The 17274-nt window shown below is 74.6% G+C and carries 6 protein-coding genes; all 6 read right to left on the bottom strand.

Annotation, left to right across the window (positions count from 1 at the left end):
* Positions 1 to 73 precede the first annotated feature (73 nt).
* Complete coding sequence (locus tag ACZ6KO_RS04145) at positions 74 to 10375, bottom strand: amino acid adenylation domain-containing protein (protein ID WP_469301532.1); 10302 nt, start codon at positions 10373 to 10375, stop codon at positions 74 to 76.
* A gap of 297 nt (positions 10376 to 10672) precedes the next feature.
* Complete coding sequence (locus ACZ6KO_RS04140; RefSeq protein ID WP_469299689.1) at positions 10673 to 12079, bottom strand: serine hydrolase domain-containing protein; 1407 nt, start codon at positions 12077 to 12079, stop codon at positions 10673 to 10675.
* Positions 12080 to 12210: 131 nt separating this feature from the next.
* Positions 12211 to 13599: a sensor histidine kinase gene (locus ACZ6KO_RS04135; RefSeq protein WP_469299686.1), complete on the bottom strand. Its 1389-nt coding sequence runs from the start codon at positions 13597 to 13599 to the stop codon at positions 12211 to 12213.
* A 21-nt stretch (positions 13600 to 13620) separates the two neighbouring features.
* Positions 13621 to 14292, bottom strand: coding sequence for a response regulator transcription factor (locus ACZ6KO_RS04130; RefSeq protein ID WP_469299684.1), 672 nt, complete (start codon positions 14290 to 14292; stop codon positions 13621 to 13623).
* Positions 14293 to 14448: 156 nt separating this feature from the next.
* The gene (locus tag ACZ6KO_RS04125; protein ID WP_469299682.1) at positions 14449 to 16422 is read right to left on the bottom strand and encodes an FtsX-like permease family protein; all 1974 of its coding nucleotides are present in this window, start codon (positions 16420 to 16422) and stop codon (positions 14449 to 14451) included.
* Positions 16422 to 17171: an ABC transporter ATP-binding protein gene (locus ACZ6KO_RS04120; RefSeq protein ID WP_469299679.1), complete on the bottom strand. Its 750-nt coding sequence runs from the start codon at positions 17169 to 17171 to the stop codon at positions 16422 to 16424. Before ACZ6KO_RS04120 ends, ACZ6KO_RS04125 begins: the two co-directional genes overlap by 1 nt.
* Positions 17172 to 17274: the final 103 nt, after the last annotated feature.

Raw genomic sequence — 17274 nt, 5'->3', positions numbered from 1 at the left:
TGGTGCCTTTCGGTGGGGAGGAACCGGAACGGAAAGGAGGGGAAGGGGGGATGGAGGGAAGGCGGGGAAGGGGTCAGGAGAGGGCGGCGGCGGCTTCGAGTTCGGCGAGGACGAGTTCCTCGACCGCGCCCGCGCTCTGCGCGACCGTCGGGAAGTCGAAGACCGCCCGCGGTGAGAGCGTGGTGCCGAAGACCGAGTTGATCCGCGAGGTCATGCGCAGGGCGAGGAGGGAATCGCCGCCCAGCGCGAAGAAGTTGTCGTGGACGCCGATCCGGTCGTGGCCCAGCAGCTCCTGCCAGAGCTCGACGAGGACCTCCTCGACGGCGGTGGCCGGGGGCTCGTACGCGGGGCCGGTGTCCGCGCCGCGCACCGGGTCCGGCAGGGCCCGGCGGTCGACCTTGCCGTTCGCGGTGAGCGGCAGGGCGGCGAGCGTGCCGAACGCGGCCGGGACCATGTACGCCGGCAGCGAGGCCGCCAGGTGGGCGCGCAGCGCGTCGGTGTCCGGGGCGGTGCCCTCGCCGGCCGCCGGGACCACGTGGGCCACCAGCAGCGTCCGCCCGCCCTCGGTGTACGGGACGACGGCGGCCTCGGCGACCGCCGGGTGGGCGGTGAGCGCGGTCTCGATCTCGCCGGTCTCGATCCGGAAGCCGCGGATCTTGACCTGGCCGTCGGTGCGGCCGAGGAACTCCAGGGTCCCGTCGGGCCGCCAGGCCACGAGGTCGCCGGAGCGGTACATCCGCTCCCCCGGGGCGCCGTACGGGTCGGCCAGGAAACGTTCCGCCGTGAGGCCCGGCCGCCCCAGGTAGCCGCGGGCCAGGCCCGCGCCGGCGATGTACAGCTCGCCGGGCACCCCGACCGGGGCGGGCGCGAGCGCCTCGTCGAGCACGTACACGCGGGTGTTGCCGATCGGCGCGCCCAGCGGGACGGCGCCGGTGGCAGTTCCGCGCAGATCGTGGGCGGTGGTGAAGGTGGTGGCCTCGGTGGGCCCGTAGCCGTTGGTCAGGCGCAGCGCGGGGTGGGCGGCCAGCACCCGGGCGCAGTGCTCCGGCGAGAGCCGGTCGCCGCCCGCGAGCAGCTGGCGCAGCCCGGCGAAGGCGCCGATGGCGTCGTCGGCGACCTGGTGGAACAGGCCGGCGGTGAGCCAGAGGTGGGTGACCTCGTGCTCCTTCAGGAAGCGGCCGAGCTCCTCGGCGGTGGGCAGCTGCGGCGGGTGCACGGCGAGCCGCGCGCCGCCGAGCAGGGCGGCCCAAACCTCGAAGGTGGAGGCGTCGAAGGAGAGCGAGGCGAACTGCGCGACGGTGTCGCCGGGGCCGATGTCGGTGTACGCCGCCCCGTGGACGAGCCGGACGACGGCCCGGTGGCTGGTCAGCACGCCCTTGGGCCGGCCGGTCGAGCCGGAGGTGTAGATGACGTAGGCGAGGTGGTCCGGGGACAGGGTGACCTCGGGGGCCGTCGCGGGGTGCGCGGCGATGCGCTCCCGGTCCCGGTCGAGGTCCACCACGTGGGCCGGGGAGGCGGGCAGCCGCTCGCGCAGGGTCTCCTCGGTGAGCAGCAGCCGTACTCCGGCGTCCTCGATCATGTACGCGAGCCGGTCGGCCGGGTACTCGGGGTCGAGCGGGACGTACGCCGCGCCCGCCTTGAGCACCGCGAGCAGTGCGGTGACCGCGTGCGGGCCGCGTTCCAGGCACAGGCCCACCAGGTGTTCGGGGCCGGCGCCGAGGGAGGTCAGGTGGTGGGCGAGCCGGTTGGCCCGCTCGTCCAGCTCCCGGTACGTGGTCTCCCGGCCGCCGGAGACGAGGGCGACGGCGTCGGGCCGCTCGGCGGCGCGGGCCGCGAACAGCTCCGCGAGCGTGGCCTCGGGCAGCGGGCGGGCGGTGTCGTTCCAGGCCGTCAGGGTCAGTTCGGCCTCGGCCGCGCCGAGCATCGACAGGGTGGCGACCGGCCGGTCCGGGCCGCCGGCGGCGATGTCCGCGAGCAGGGCGTCGAGGTGGGCGCAGATGCGCTCGGCGCTCTCCTCGTCGTACAGCTCGGCGTCGTAGGCCAGGGTGTAGGCCAGCTCGTCGCCGGCGTAGGCGATCAGGTTGAGCGGGAAGTTGGTGGCCTCGGTGCCCTCCAGGCCGCGCAGGCGCAGCCCGTGGGCGGCGGCCGCCTCGTCGTCCATCGGGTAGTTCTCGAAGACGACCAGGCTCTCGAAGAGCGCGGTGCCGCGCTCGACGGCGCTCCAGCCCTGGATCTGCGGGAGCGGCACGTACTCGTACTGGCGGGCCTCCACCTGGGCGGCCTGCACCCGGGCGAGCCACTGTCCGACGGGGGCTGCGGGGTCGACGGCGACACGGACGGGCAGGGTGTTGATGAGCATGCCGACCATGGAGTCCACACCGGCCAGGTCGGTGGGGCGGCCGGAGACGGTCGCGCCGAAGACGACGTCGCGCGTTCCGGCGTGCCGGGCCAGCAGCAGCGCCCAGGCGCCCTGGAGCACGGTGTTGACGGTGATCCGGTTGCCGCGCGCGAAGTCGAACAGGGCCCGGGAGGTCTGCGGGGAGAGCCGCCGGGCGCGCCGTCCGGTGGAGCCGGTGCGGTGGCCGGGCGCGACGCGCCCGGCGGCGGGCAGCGCGGTCGGCGCCTCGAAGCCGGCGAGCAGCTCGCGCCAGTACGCCTCGGCCTCGGCCAGGTCCTGGCGCTCCAGCCACTCCACGTAGGCGGAGAACGGCCGGCGCGGGGGCAGGACGGGCTGCTCCCCGGCTGCCAGGGCCGCGTACGCGGAGTACGTCCGGGTCAGCACGTCGAAGGTGGACCAGCCGTCGAGCAGCACGTGGTGGAAGGCGCAGACGAGCCGGACGGTGGTGTCGGAGAGCCGGATCACGGTCAGCCGCATCAGCGGGGCGGCGCTCAGGTCCAGCGGCCGGGCCCGGTCCTCGGCGAGGAAGCGGCGTACGTCCCGCTCCTGGTCGTCGGCGGTACGGCCGCGCCAGTCGAGGTGGGTGACGGGCAGCGGTGCCTGCCGGTGGACGACCATGAGCGGACGCTCGGTGTCCTGCCAGACCAGACCGGCGCGCAGGACGTCGGTGTGGTCGGCGACCAGCTGCCAGGCGCGCTCCAGCAGGGCGGGGTCGGTGACCCCGTCGAGCTCGAACGTCATCTGCTCGAAGTAGGCGCCCGCGCCCGGCTCGGAGAGGCTGTGGAAGAGCATGCCGCTCTGCATCGGGGTGAGCGGGTGGATGTCCTCCACGCCGCGGCCGTCGCCGGCGATCCTGTCGACGGCCGCCTGGTCCAGGCGGGCCAGCGGGAAGTCCGAGGGGGTCGCGCCGCCGCTGCCGGGGCGCAGGCAGTGCGCGATCAGGTCGCGCAGGGCCTGGGCGAAGGCGTCGGCGAGCCGCTGGACCGCGGCGGTGCTGTGGGTGCCCGGGGAGTGGATCCAGTCGATGCGCAGCTCGCCGTCGCCGACGGCGGCGACGATGTCGATGAGGTGCGGGCGGGGCTGCCCGGGTGCCTGGTCGGCGCCGAGGGCGCCGAGGCGGGCGCGGACCAGGCCGGTGCGGCTGGTGGTGCCGTCCCACTGGCCCAGGTAGTTGAAGCTGATCTGCGGGTGGAGGTGCCCGGCGGCGGCCAGCGCGGTGTGGGCCGCGCTGCCGGGCTCGCCGAGGTGGCGCAGGGCGCCGTGGCCCAGGCCCCGGCCCGGGACGGCGCGCAGGTCCTCCTTGACGCTCTTGAGCGCGGTGCCCCAGTCGCCGGCCGGGACGTCGAGGGTGACGGGGTGGATGGTGGTGAACCAGCCGACGGTGCGGGAGAGGTCGAGGTCGGCGAACAGCTCCTCGCGGCCGTGGCCCTCGAGGGCGACGGTGACGGGGCCGGCGGCCCAGTCGCCGAGGATCCGGCCGAGCGCGGTCAGCAGGACGTCGTTGATCTGCGTGCGGTAGGCGGCGGGGACCCGCTGGAGCAGCGCCTCGGTGTCGGCGCGGTCCAGGCTGACGGACACGGTGGCCGCAGCGCCGAAGGTGTGCGGGTCGTGCTCGGCGCCGGGTACGTCGTGGGGCAGGGCCCGGGTGGCGGCGGCGGCCCGCTGCCAGTGGCCGATCTCGTGGTCGAGGCCGCCGGAGCGGACGTGGTCGGTCAGGCGCCGGGACCACTGCTGGTAGCTGCTGGTCTTCGCCCCGAGGTCTGCGGGGCGGCCCTCGGCGAGCTGACCGTACGCGGTGGCGAGGTCCTCCAGGACCACGCGCCAGGACACGCCGTCCATCACCAGGTGGTGCACGGTCAGGGACAGCCGGGGCGGCCGGGCGGCGCCGAGCCGGAAGAACACGCCCTTGACCAGGTTTCCGGAGGCGAGGTCCAGGGAGCGCTGGGCGGCCGAGGCGGCCTCGTGCAGCGCCTCCTCGCGGGCGTCGTCGCCGAGGGCGGACAGGTCGCGCACGGAGAGCGGGGCGGCCGGGTGGTCGCCGTACTCCTGGGTCCAGGTGCCGGTGGCGGCGTCCCGGGTGAAGCGCATCCGCAGGGCGTCGTGGTGGCCGACGACGGCGGCCAGCGCGCGCTCCAGCAGGGCCGTGTCGGTGTCGGGGGCCAGCTCGACCTGGACGGACATGCCGTAGTGGTCGGTGTCGACGGTGTGCTCGGCGAAGAACCACCGCTGGATCGGGGTGAGTTCGGCGCTGCCGCTGACCTCGGCGGGCGCGTCGGCGCCCGGCTCGGCGACGGGGGTGACGGCGCCGGCCAGGGCCGCGATGCTCTGGTGGACGAAGAGCAGCTTGGAGGTCAGCAGCAGGCCGGCCTGGCGGGCGCGGGAGACGACCTGGATGGAGAGGATCGAATCGCCGCCGAGGTCGAAGAAGTTGTCGTGGACGCCGACCCTCGCCACACCCAGGACCTCGGCCCAGACCGCGGCGAGGACCTCCTCGGTCGCGTCACGCGGCGCGGTGTGGCCGGCGTCGGGGCCGGCCGCCTGCGGCTGGGGCTCGGGCAGGGCGCGCCGGTCGACCTTGCCGCTGGGGGTCAGCGGCAGCCGCTCCAGCGGGACGAACAGCGCGGGGACCATGTAGTCGGGGAGGCTGCCGGAGAGGTGGGAGCGCAGTTCGCCGGTGGTGGGGGTGCGGTCGGCCACGACGTAGGCGACGAGCCGCTTGCGGCCCGACTCGTCCTGGTGGACCACGACGACGGCGTCGCGGACGTCCGGGTGGCCGCCCAGGGCGGTCTCGATCTCGCCGAGCTCGATGCGGAAGCCGCGCACCTTGACCTGGTCGTCGGCGCGGCCGAGGTACTCCAGGCTGCCGTCGGCGCGGCGGCGGGCGACGTCGCCGGAGCGGTACATGCGGGCGCCGGGCTCGCCGTACGGGTCGGCGGTGAACCGCTCGGCGGTCAGGCCCGGGCGGCCGTGGTAACCGCGGGCCAGGTGCGGGCCGGCGATGTACAGCTCGCCGGGCACGCCGGCCGGGACCGGCTGGAGCGCGGCGTCGAGCAGCAGGACGCGGGTGTTGGGCAGCGGGGTGCCGATGGGCGGGATGGCGGAGCCGGTGAGCGGCTCGCTCATCGTGGCGACGACGGTGGCCTCGGTCGGCCCGTACGCGTTGATCATCCGGCGGCCCTCGGACCAGCGGGCGACCAGGTCGCCGGTGCTGGCCTCGCCGCCGACGACCAGGGTGCGCAGGTCCTCCAGGCCCTCGGGGACCAGGGTGGCGACGGCGGAGGGGGCGAGCAGGGCGTGGGTGATGCGGCGCTCGCGCAGGAAGGTCTGCAGGGCATCGCCGACGACGGGGCCGTGCGGCGGCAGCACCAGGGTGGCGCCGGCGGGCAGGGCCATCAGGATCTCCATGACGGCGCCGTCGAAGGAGGAGGAGGCGAACTGCAGGACGCGGCTGTCCTCGGTGACCTCCAGCCGCTCGGCCTCGGCGGCGGCGAGGTTGCCGACGCCGGTGTGCGGGACGAGGACGCCCTTGGGGGTGCCGGTGGACCCGGAGGTGTAGATCACGTACGCCAGGTCGGCCGGGCGCAGGGTGGTGGCGGGGGCGGTGACGGGCAGGGCGGCCAGCTGCTCCCGCTCGGCCACGAGGTCGACCAGGACGGCGTCGGTGGCGGGCAGTTCGGGCAGCAGCGGGGTCTGGGTGACGACGATCCGGGCGCCGGAGTCCTGGAGCATGAAGGCGAGCCGGTCGGCCGGGTAGTTCGGGTCCAGCGGGAGGTAGGCGGCGCCGGCCTTCATGATGCCGAGCAGGCCGACGACGAGGTCGGTGCCGCGCTCGACGCACAGGCCCACGAAGGTGCCCGGGCCGGCGCCGAGGGCGGCCAGCCGGTGGGCGAGCCGGTTGGCCCGCTCGTCCAGTTCGCGGTAGCCGAGGGTGGTGCGGGTGTCCTCGACGGCGGGCGCGTCGGGGCGGCGGCGGGCCTGGGCCTCGACGAGCTGCGGGAAGGTGCCGGCCGGCACCTCGGTGCGCGGGCCGCTGCCGTCCCGTACGGCCTTGTCGAACTCCTCGTCGGTGAGCATGGGCAGGGTGGCCAGGGACCGGTCGGGGGCCACGGCCGCGGCGAGCAGCAGGGTGTTCAGGTGCCCGGCGAAGCGGGCGACGGTGGCCTCGTCGAAGAGGGCGGTGCTGTAGCCGATCCGGGCGGTGAGGCCCCCGGACCCCTCGCCGGCCTCGTGGAACTCCACGGTCAGGTCGAAGGGGGCGGCCTCGCGGTGCACCTCGTAGCCGGCGGCGTGGACGCCGGGCAGGGCGACGGGGTCGGCGGGTGCGTTCTGGAGGACGACCATCGCCTGGACGAGCGGGGTGCGGCTGGTGTCGCGCTCGGTGCGGACGGCCTCGACGAGCCGCTCGAAGGGGACGTCCTCGTGGGCGAAGGCCTCCAGGACGGTCTCCTTGACCTGGCCCAGCAGCTGCCCGAAGTTCATGTCCGGCTCGACGTGGGAGCGCAGGACGACGGTGTTGACCAGGAAGCCGATCAGGTGCTCCAGGTCGCCGTGGCCCCGGCCGGAGGTGGCGGTGCCCACCGCGATGTCCTGCTGCCCGGACCAGCGGGCGAGGACGGCCTTGACGGCGGCGGTCAGCGCCATGAAGAGGGTGGCGCCGTGCTCCTGGGCGAGGTGCCTGACGGAGGCGGTGGTCTCGGCGGGCACCGCGAAGGTGTGGACGGCGCCGGCGGAGGAGCGGACGGCCGGGCGGGGCCGGTCGGTGGGCAGTTCCAGCGGGGTGATGCCGGCCAGCCGCTCGCGCCACCAGCCGAGCTGCTCGCGCAGCAGGCCGCCGTCCTCCAGGCGGCCGCGCTGCCAGGCGGCGAAGTCGGGGTACTGCACGGGCGCGTCGGGCAGCCGCGCGGGGCGGCCCTCGACGCGGGCGGCGTAGAACTCGCCCAGTTCGCGGGTGGCGACGCCCATGGACCAGCCGTCGGTGACGATGTGGTGCATGCCGAGCACGCACACGTGCTCCTCGGCCGAGAGGCGGACGAGCAGGACGCGGACGAGGGGGCCGGTCTTGAGGTCGTACGGGCGGGCCGTCTCACCGCGTACGAGTTCCCGCAGCCGCTCCTCGCGCAGGCCGGCGGCGGTGTCGGTGAGGTCGGCGGTGCGCCACTGCGGCGCGAGGGCGGGGTGGACCACCTGGACGCCGCGGCCGCCGACCACGCCGAAGGTGGTGCGCAGCGACTCGTGGCGGGCGGTGAGGTCGGTGACGGCGGCGCGCAGGGCGTCGGTGTCGAGCGTGCCGGTCAGGCGCAGGCCGAGGGCGGTGTGGTACTCGGCGCTGCCGGGGTCGAAGTCCTCCAGGAACCACAAGCGTTGCTGGCCGAACGACATCGGCAGGGCGCCCTCGCGGGGGACGACGGGGATGGCGGCGGCCGCGGTGTCCTCCTCGGGCGCCACGGACGCGGCGAGGGCGGCGATGGTCGGGGTGTCGAACAGCACGCGCGGGGACAGCTTGACGCCGAGGGCCTGGCGCATCCGGGAGACGGCGCGGACGGAGAGGATGGAGTTGCCGCCGAGGGCGAAGAAGTCGTCGTGGATGCCGACGCGGGAGACGCCGAGGACCTCGGACCAGACGCCGGCGAGGGTCTGCTCGACGGCGCCCCGGGGTGCCTCGTGCGCGTCGCCGGCCCCGTCCTCGCCGTCCTGGCCCTGCCGGTCGGCGCCCGGTTCGGGCAGCGCCTTGCGGTCGATCTTGCCGTTGGGGGTCAGCGGGAGGGTGTCGAGGACGACGATCGCCGCGGGGATCATGTGTGCGGGCAGGCCGGCGGCGAGGTGGGCGCGCAGTTCCTCGGCGGTGGGGCGGCGCTCGCCGGCGCGGGAGACGTACGCCCGCAGGTTGGTGTTGTGGGTGAGGACGACGGCCTGGGCGACGTCGGGGTGGAGGGCGAGGGCGCTCTCGATCTCGCCGAGTTCGATGCGGAAGCCGCGGACCTTGACCTGGTCGTCGGCGCGGCCGAGGTAGTCCAGGGTGCCGTCGGCGTTCCAGCGGGCGATGTCGCCGGAGCGGTACATGCGCTCGCCGGGCTCGCCGTACGGGTTGGCGATGAATCGTTCCGCCGTGAGGCCGGGGCGGCCGTGGTAGCCGCGCGCCAGGCCGATGCCGGCGATGTACAGCTCGCCGCGCACGCCCACGGGTACGGGCCGCAGGGCCTCGTCGAGGACGTAGACGCGGAAGTTCGCGATGGGGGTGCCGATCGGGGGCACGGTCGCGCCGCTGAGCGGGGCGCTCATGGTCGCGCAGACGGTGCTCTCGGTCGGGCCGTAGGCGTTGATCATCCGGCGGCCGGCCGACCAGCGGGCCACCAGGTCGGCCGTGCTGGCCTCGCCGGCGACGATGAGGGTGGCGCCGGCGGGCAGGCCGCGGCCCTCGGGGAGGACGGCGACGGTGGCCGGGGTGAGGGTGGCGTGGGTTACGCCGTGCTCGGCGGCGTAGGCGGCGAGCGGCTCGCCGGGCGCCAGGGTCTCCTTGCTGCCCATGACCAGGGCCGCGCCGGTGAGCAGGCCCATGCAGACCTCCCAGAACGCGGCGTCGAAGCTGGTGGACGCGAACTGCAGGACCCGGCTGTCGGGGGTGACGTCGAAGGCCTCGGCCTGGACGGCGGCCAGGTTGCCGATGCCGGCGTGGGAGACGAGCACGCCCTTGGGGCGGCCGGTGGAGCCGGAGGTGTAGATGGCGTAGGCGAGGTCCTCGGGGGCGAGCGCGACCTCGGGGGCCGTGGCGGGCCGGGCCTCGATCGCGGCGCGTTCCTGGTCGAGATCCACGACAACGGCGGTGTCGGCGGTGCCGGCGGTGCCGGTGGCGGCGGCCGGGAGCCTGTCGCGCAGCGCGTGCTGGGTGAGCACGATCCGGGCGCCGGAGTCCTCGAGCATGTACGCGAGCCGGTCGGCCGGATAGGCGGGGTCGAGCGGCAGGTAGGCGGCGCCGGCCTTCATGATGCCGAGCAGGCCGGCGGCCAGGGCTGCCCCGCGTTCGACGCACAGGCCGATCAACTGGTCGCGGCCGGCGCCGAGTCCGATGAGGTGGTGGGCGATTCTGTTGGCCCGCTCGTCCAGTTCGCGGTAGCTGACCGGGCCCTGCTCGTCGATGACGGCGGTGGCGTCGGGGCGGGCGGCGGCGTGGACGGCGTACAGCTCGGGGAAGGTGGCGAGCGGGACCTCGCGGGCGGTGTCGTTCCACGCGCGGACGACCTGCTCGAACTCGCCGTCGGTGAGCATGGGCAGGGCGGCGAGCGTCCGGCCGGGCTCTTCGCCGGCCGCGGCGAGCAGGACGGTGAGGTGGCCGGCGAGCCGGGCGGCGGTGGTCTCGTCGAAGAGTGCGGTGCTGTAGCGGATCCGGACCAGGGCCTGGTCGGCATCGGCCTCGAAGGAGAGGTCGAGCGGGTCGAACGCGCGCTGGTGGAGCGGGAGTTCGTCCAGCACGGCGACCGTGGCCTGGACGAAGGGGGTGGTGCTGGTGTCGCTGTGCGGGGCGAGGGTCCGGGCCAGCTCCGCCAGCGGGAGGCCGTCGTGGGCGAGGGCGTCGGCCAGGGCGCGGGCGGTGTCGCGCAGCAGGGCGGTGAAGGGGGCGGCGGTGTCGGCGGGGGTGCGCAGGACGAGGGTGTGGCCGGTGCGCGGGGAGGGGGTGCCGAGGGCGACGTCCTCCTGGCCGGAGTACCGGGCCAGGACGGCGAACGCGGCGGCCGCCAGTACGGCGGTGGCGGGTTCCGCTCCGGCGGTCAGGGCCCGCGCGGCGGCGGCCGGCAGGGCGCACTCGTACGTCGCGGTGCTGGTCGACCGGATGACGGGGCGCGGGCGGTCGGCCGGCAGTTCGAGGGGGGCGATGCCCTCCAGCCGGCCCCGCCAGAACTCCACCTGGCGGGGGAGATCCCGGTTAACCGACGCGTCGGCGCGAGCCACTGTGTACCTCCAGAAAGAGCGGATTCCGGGCAGGGGTGTGCCGTGGTGGCAGCCCGGAATCCGGCACGGGGGATGCGGGGAGAAGAGAAGAACGGGGAGAAGAGGGGGGCGGCCCGGCGTGTGGTCAGGTCGGGCCGGGCCGCCGGCCCGGGAGGGCGCCGGGGCGGTTAGGGGGTGTCCGGTGGTTCAGGGGCGGACAGCCCGGGTCGGCTGGTGCCGTGGATTGCAAGGCGGAGGAGGGAGCCACTGCGGAGCATTGGCGACCGACGACAACGCGGCAAGCCGCGGTGCCAGGCGACCCGGGCCCGCCCATGATCCGCCGGACACCCCCTAGGCCGCCGCGCGCCGGGCGCTGCGGCCGCCGAGCTGGAGCAGGGCGGCCTCGCCCGTGGCGGGGTCGATCACGAACCGGCCGGTGTAGGGGGCCTCGTCGGCGTCGGTGCGCCGGGCGGTGAAGACGTGTCCGTCGTGGAGGGTCATCTCGGCGGTGAGGCCGGTGCCGTCGGAGAAGCGCAGTCCGGTGCCGCCGTCGTCGGTGCGGACACGGAAACAGGTGTCCCCGTTGCGGTAGGCGCCGAGCAGCCCGGCGATGTCGTCGCGGCCGACGGGGGTGGTGGCCGGGCGCTGTGGGAGCGCCGGCCGGTAGTCGCCGACGGGCAGGCCGTCCGCGCGCAGGGCGTCCACCACGTCGGCCCACATCGAGGTGCCGGTGGTGGCGTTGGTGGTCAGCGCGACGGCGGTGCCGGAGGCGGGGTGGAACCGCAGGTGGGCGGTGCCGCCGTCGACGGTGCCGTCGTGCCCGAGCCATTCGCCGTCGAACTCGCCCTCGTACGTGCCCTCGTACGCGCCCTCGTGCGCGCCCGCGGCGTCGCCCGCCGGCGGGGCGTAGTGCGCCAGGCCCAGGCCCCAGCCGTCGGCCATGCCGAAGGCGTCGGCCGCCGGGAGGCGGGTCCGCATCGCGGTGCGGTGCTCCTCGTCCAGCAGCACGTCGGACTCGGGGTGGGTGCCCAGGTGCAGGCGGGCCAGTGCGACGAGGTCGTCGGCGCTGCCGGCGAGTCCGGCGGCGGGCGCCCAGCTGGCGGGCAGGAACAGGTCCACGGGGTGGGCCGTGCGCTCGCCGGGGCGGACCACGTGGCAGTCGGCCCGGGTCCGTCCGGCGGGCGCGGGATCGTGCAGGAACAGCGGGGTGATGCCGAGCGGGCGCAGGAGGAAATTCTCCATCGCGGCCTGCCACTTCATGTCGACGACGGCTTCGACGACCCGTCCCAGAATGTTGTATCCGGAATTCGAGTAGGAGAAGCAGTCGCCGGGCGCGTGCAGTGCTCCGGTGGCCGCGACGCTCGCCGCATAACGGGCCAGGGAGGCCTCGTCGGCATTGTCGAGTTCGTGGTCGGCGACCAGGCCGGCGGTGTGGCCGAGGAGGTCGCGCACGGTGGCGGACGCGATCCGGGGATCGGCTGCCGCGTCGAACTCCGCGAGGTATTCGGCGACGGGGTCGTCGAGTTCCAGATCGCCGTCGCAGACGAGCTGGGCGACCACGGTGGCGGTGAAGGCCTTGGTCACGGATCCGAATGCGAAGGCGGTCCGCGTGGTCACCGCTTCGGCGGTTCCCGACCGGGTCACCCCGGTGACCGTGGAACGGCTTTCCCCCGCCCGGTGGACGGTCAGTTGCGCGCCGGGAACCGAGTGGGCGTGCGCGAGTTCACGCAGCCGCTCCGCCGCTGGGTGCGCTTGCAATCTCTCTCCCCTCATCGAGTCCCTTGGTGCGGGTAGCCGCACCTCGGGGGGTGCGGGTAGCCGCACCCCCTCATCCTCGGCCACGCGGTCAAAAAAGGGCAAGAAGTTTCGATGTGAGGCAAAATTGCAGGTCAGACGGTGTTTATCGACCACGGCAGGGTGGCGCGGACCGTCGTGGGACCGCCCGGCGGACTGGTGACTTCCAGTCGCCCGGTGAGCGCCGCGGCCCGGTCCTCCAGACCGCGCAGGCCCGTTCCGGCCTGCAAGGACGCGCCTCCCGTCCCGTCGTCGGTGACGGAGACGACCAGGAGGTTGTCGTCGCTCTCCAGACAGACGTGGATGCTCGTGGCCGAGGCGTGTTTGACCGCATTCGCGAGACATTCCGCGATGATGTAATACGCCGTTGATTCCACGTTCACATCCGGCCGCCGGTGGAGGCTGCTGGACACCGTGACGGGTACGTGGAATTTCTCGGTCAGAGCGGTGACGGCCGCGTCCAGTCCGCGGTCGCTGAGAATCGGCGGCTGAATGCCCCGTACCAGGTCGCGTATTTCGTCCAGGGCCCGGCTGATCTCGTCGTGGGTCTCCTCGACCAGCGCGGCGAGAAACGCCGCGTCATTGCCCTTGCGGCGGCGTGCGTGCGAAAGGCTCATCAGGAGAACGGCGAGCCGGGCCTGGGCGCCGTCGTGCAGATCGCGTTCGAGCCGGCGGTAATCGGCGTCATTGACGCGCAGGGCGGCGATGCGCTGGCGTTCGGCGGCCTCGGCCCGGCGCTGGCTCTCGGCGACGTCGATCCGCCGCAGGATGCGCCGCACCATCCGGGCGCGCAGCCGGCCCATCCAGAACAGCAGGCACAGCAGGACGGCGAAGACCAGCAGGGAGCCCGCGCCGACCAGCAGCCGGGTGGTGGCGCCGGCCACCACGATGGTGTTGCCGGGGCCGAAGGCGAGCTGTTCGGCCGGGCCGATGGGCAGCGCGACGACGAAGGAGACGACGGGGACGGCCAGGGCGGCCATGGGCACCAGCCAGATGGTGCCGAGCAGCAGCAGCCCGAGGTAGCCGATGTCGTCCCAGTTCGTCTCGACGGGCCGGCGCGGCTCCTCGCGCAGGGACGCCGTACGGTGCGGCGGGTCACCGGAGCGGGAGGAGGCGTCCCCCTCGACGGAGTGGGCCAGCAGTCGTTCGAGGTCGGCGACGGCGCGCAGCAGCGGGAGGCTGAAGGAGAGGCCCTGGTGCAGCTCGGCCATGTTGGCCGGCACCGCCCGCACGGCCTCCAGCAGGGCGTGGGCCGGCCTGGGCGGCCGGTCCTCGGGCGCCGGGCCGCCCGTCCACCGCACGACGGCGGCCACGGCGCGCACGGCCTGGGCGAGCGCGGTGGGCAGGCCGACGAGCAGCAGCCAGGACAGGGCGCGCAGGCCCAGGGAGACGACGACGAGCGGGGCCAGCAGGAGACCGACCAGGCTGCCGACGGACAGGTAGATGAGCGCGGCCGCGACGCGGTACGGGGTCGGCAATTTCACGAAGCTACGAACCACTGCATTTCATTCGGTGCCCTCCTGCAGCCTGTCCATGCCCCGGAGATAGTCGAGTACGGCCAGCACGCGCCGGTGATTCTCCCCGGAGTTGGGAATCTGCAGCTTTCCGAGGATCGAGGTGACGTGCTTTTCCACCGCGCGTTCGGAGATCCCGAGGCGATTGAGGATTCCTACGTTCGTGAGTCCGGTCGCCATGAGTTCCAGGACCTGGCGTTCACGGGGCGTCAGGAGATCGGTCGCCCTCTTCTCGCGCGGGCTGCCCACGAATTGCTTGAAAATGTCGGAGTCGAGGACGGTCTCGCCGCGCCGCACCCGCTGCAGGGCGCTGAGGAACTCGTCGAAGTCCCCCACCCGCTGCTTGAGCAGGTACCCGGTCCCACCACGGGCGTTGCGCACCAGCTCCTCGGCGTACGTGGGCTCCACGTACTGCGAGAGCAGCAGCACCGCGGTGTCCGCGCAGCCGCGCTGGATCTCGATGGCGGCGCGGATCCCTTCGTCCGTGTACGTGGGCGGCATACGGACGTCGAGAATCACCACGTGCGGCCGTGTGCTCCGGACGACTTCCAGTACATCGGTGGTGTCACCCATCGAGGCGACGACGTCAATTCCCTCGTCTGCCAGCAGCCGCGTTATTCCGGCCCTCAAGAGCGCGGAATCCTCGGCGATCGCGACGCGCATGGAGACTCCTGCTCGTAAGGATCGTGCCAGTTGACGGACTTGAGCCGTCGAATGGTGAACGTGTTGTATGACTTGTGTGTGTGGGGGGCCTCAGCATAGGGGCGACCCGGCGGAAAACGCTACGCCGCTCCCCCGTGTCGCCCGCCACGCGCAGGTCTACTGGCGCGAAGTGAGCGCCGCCACGCCCGCGTTGCGCAGGCGCCGGCCCGTCGCCGCCTGGCCGACGACGACGCCCACCAGGAGGCAGGCCGCCACCAGTGTGGCCAGCAGTGCCCACGGCACGCTCAGCGGGGGCTCGCCGCCGAGGACGGTGAGGGCTCCCCGGTAGGCGCGGGCGCCCACCGCGACCACGAGGGCCGCCGTCGCCACCCCCGCCACGGTGGTGGTGAGAGTCTCCCACAGGGCCATGCGGCGCAGCTGCCCCGCGCTCACGCCGGCCATGCGCATGCCCGCGATCTCGCGGCCGCGCCGGCTGTACGCCATCACCAGGGTGCCGGCCACGGCGATCAGCGCGTACAGCGAGGCGGGGCCGGTCAGGACGAGCAGGACGAGACGGTTCAGCCGGTCGCCCTCCGTGGCGGTGGCCGCGAACCAGTCGGCGGCCGGCTCGGCCGTGACCCGGTCCGCGCCGATCCGGCGCGTCAGTTCGGCGGCCACCTCCGTGACGGAGGCCCCCGCGGTGGGCGCCAGCAGGACGCTCGCCCGCTCGGGGGCGGCCGCCGCGCCGGCGGGGAGCAGCAGGTGCGGTACGGCCGACCCGCCGTCGAGCACCGCGACGACCTCCGCCGTGACCTGCTCGCCGCCGAAGAGCCCGTACGTGACCTCGCTGCCCGCGCGGTAGCCGTACCAGTCGGCGAACTCCCGGGAGACGGCGACGGTTCCGGCCGTCAGCGGGCCGAGCCGCCCGTCGGTGACGGTGATCCGGTGGGTGCGCGCGAGGGCGACCGGGTCGGCGACCGCCGCCTGGTCCTTCCACACCGAGTGCGCTCCGGCGACCGCGACCTCGAGCGGCGCGGGCGCCGAGACGGCGGCCACCCGCGGGTCGGTGCGCAGCCGCTCCAGGTCCCCGGCGGTCAGGGTGCCGCCCCGCGCGGGCACGACGACGAGGTCCGCGGCGGTGCGCGCCCGGTCGTCGGCGCGGGTGGCCGCGCCGGCGGTGGACAGGACGGTGAGGAAGACCCCGACGATGGCGACGACGGCCAGCACCGGGCCCACGAGCGAGGCGCTGCGGCGGCGCGAGGTGACGACGGCCTCGGCGGCCAGCCGCCCGGCGACCGGGTCGGCCCAGCGCAGCGGCAGGGACAGCACCCGCAGCAGCGGGGGCAGATAGGCGGGGCCGAGCAGGGTGGCCGCGACGGCCAGCGCCATCGTGCCGAACAGGGCCAGCGGGGTGGCGGCCTCCGCCCCGGCGCCCGGGGCGAGCAGCACCATCACGGTGCCCGTCACGAGCATGAGCACGCCCATCACGGCGCGCCCGGCGGTCATGGTCCGCGCGTCCAGGTCGGCCTCGCGCAGCGCCTCGGTGGGGCGGACCCGGGCGGCGTGCCGGGAGGCGGTGACCACGCCGAGGACGGCGATGACCAGACCGCTGGCGGCGGCGCACACCAGCGGCCACAGCAGCGGCCCCGGGCGCAGGTCGACCGGGGAGAGCCCGGTGCCGTTCAGGGCGTCCACCGCGAACGGGGCGGCGAGGGCCGCCGCCGCGCAGCCCACCGCGGCGGCGGGCACGGCCACGGCGAGGGACTCGCCCATCACCAGCAGGCGCACCTGCCGGCCGCCGGCGCCGACCAGCCGGAGCAGGCCCATGTCGCGGCGGCGCAGGGCGATGCTGAACGCGCAGGTGCCGGCGATGACGAAGACGGTCACGAAGGCGGAGACCACGCCGGCCATCGCCAGGACGCTCTGCACACCGCCCAGGTCCAGGTCACCGGTGGACAGGGTGCGGGCCGTACCGGTGCCGTCGGTGAGCGTCACCGAGGGCCTGGCGCCGGCCGGGGCGGGGACCGCCCAGGTGGCGGCCAGGGCGGTGGCCGAGACGCCGATCAGCGCCACGCCGAGTGCGAGGGCGACGAACATGCCGACGAACAGCGCGCCGTAGTGGCGCACCGCCTGTACCGAGATGCGCCACATCACCGCTCCCACACGCTGAGCTGGTGGGCGACGGCCTCGGCGGTCGGGTGGTCGAGCCGCCCGACGATCCGCCCGTCGGAGAGGAAGACGACCCGGTCCGCGCAGGCGGCGGCCGCCGGGTCGTGGGTGACCATCACGACCGTACGGCCGGCCCGGTCGACGGTGTCGCGCAGCAGGTCCATGATCTGCCGTCCGGTCCTGCGGTCCAGGGAGCCGGTGGGCTCGTCGGCGAAGACGATCTCCGGCTCGGCCACCAGGGTCCGCGCGATCGCGACCCGCTGCTGCTGGCCGCCCGACAGCTGCGAGGGCCGGCGGTCGGCCTTGTCGGCCAGGCCCACCTGGGCGAGGGCGTCCATCACCTGGGCCCGCCGCACCCGGCGGCCGCCCTGCAGGCGCAGCGGCAGCGCGACGTTCTCGTACGCGGTGAGCATGGGCAGCAGGTTGAACTGCTGGAAGACGAAGCCGATCCGGTCGCGCCGGATCCGCGTCAGGCCGCGCTCGTCGCAGGCGGCGAGGTCGGTGTCACCGAGGAAGACCGAGCCGCTGTCGGGCTTGTCGAGGCCGGCGGCGACGTGCAGCAGGGTGGTCTTGCCGGAGCCCGAGGGGCCCATCACCGCGGTCAGGGCCCGCTGCGGGAAGCCCACGCTGACCCCGTGCAGCACCGGGACGGGACCGGTGGCACCGGGGTAGCTCCTGGTGACGGAGGTCAGGTGGACGGCGGGCAGCAGAGTGTCCGTGAGCAGTGACATAACCCCAGTTCAGCAGGGTGTGCCCGGGGTGCGCAGTGGGTCTGCGGGGAGATGTGGGGGGAGGGTTTTCCCTACCATCGGCCGGCCCGGACACCCCGTAGAG

The sequence above is a fragment of the Streptomyces sp. NPDC042102 genome, from assembly GCF_055582305.1.
The sequence above is the reverse complement of the archived record's forward strand: the minus strand, read 5'-3'. Positions and strand labels throughout refer to the sequence as shown.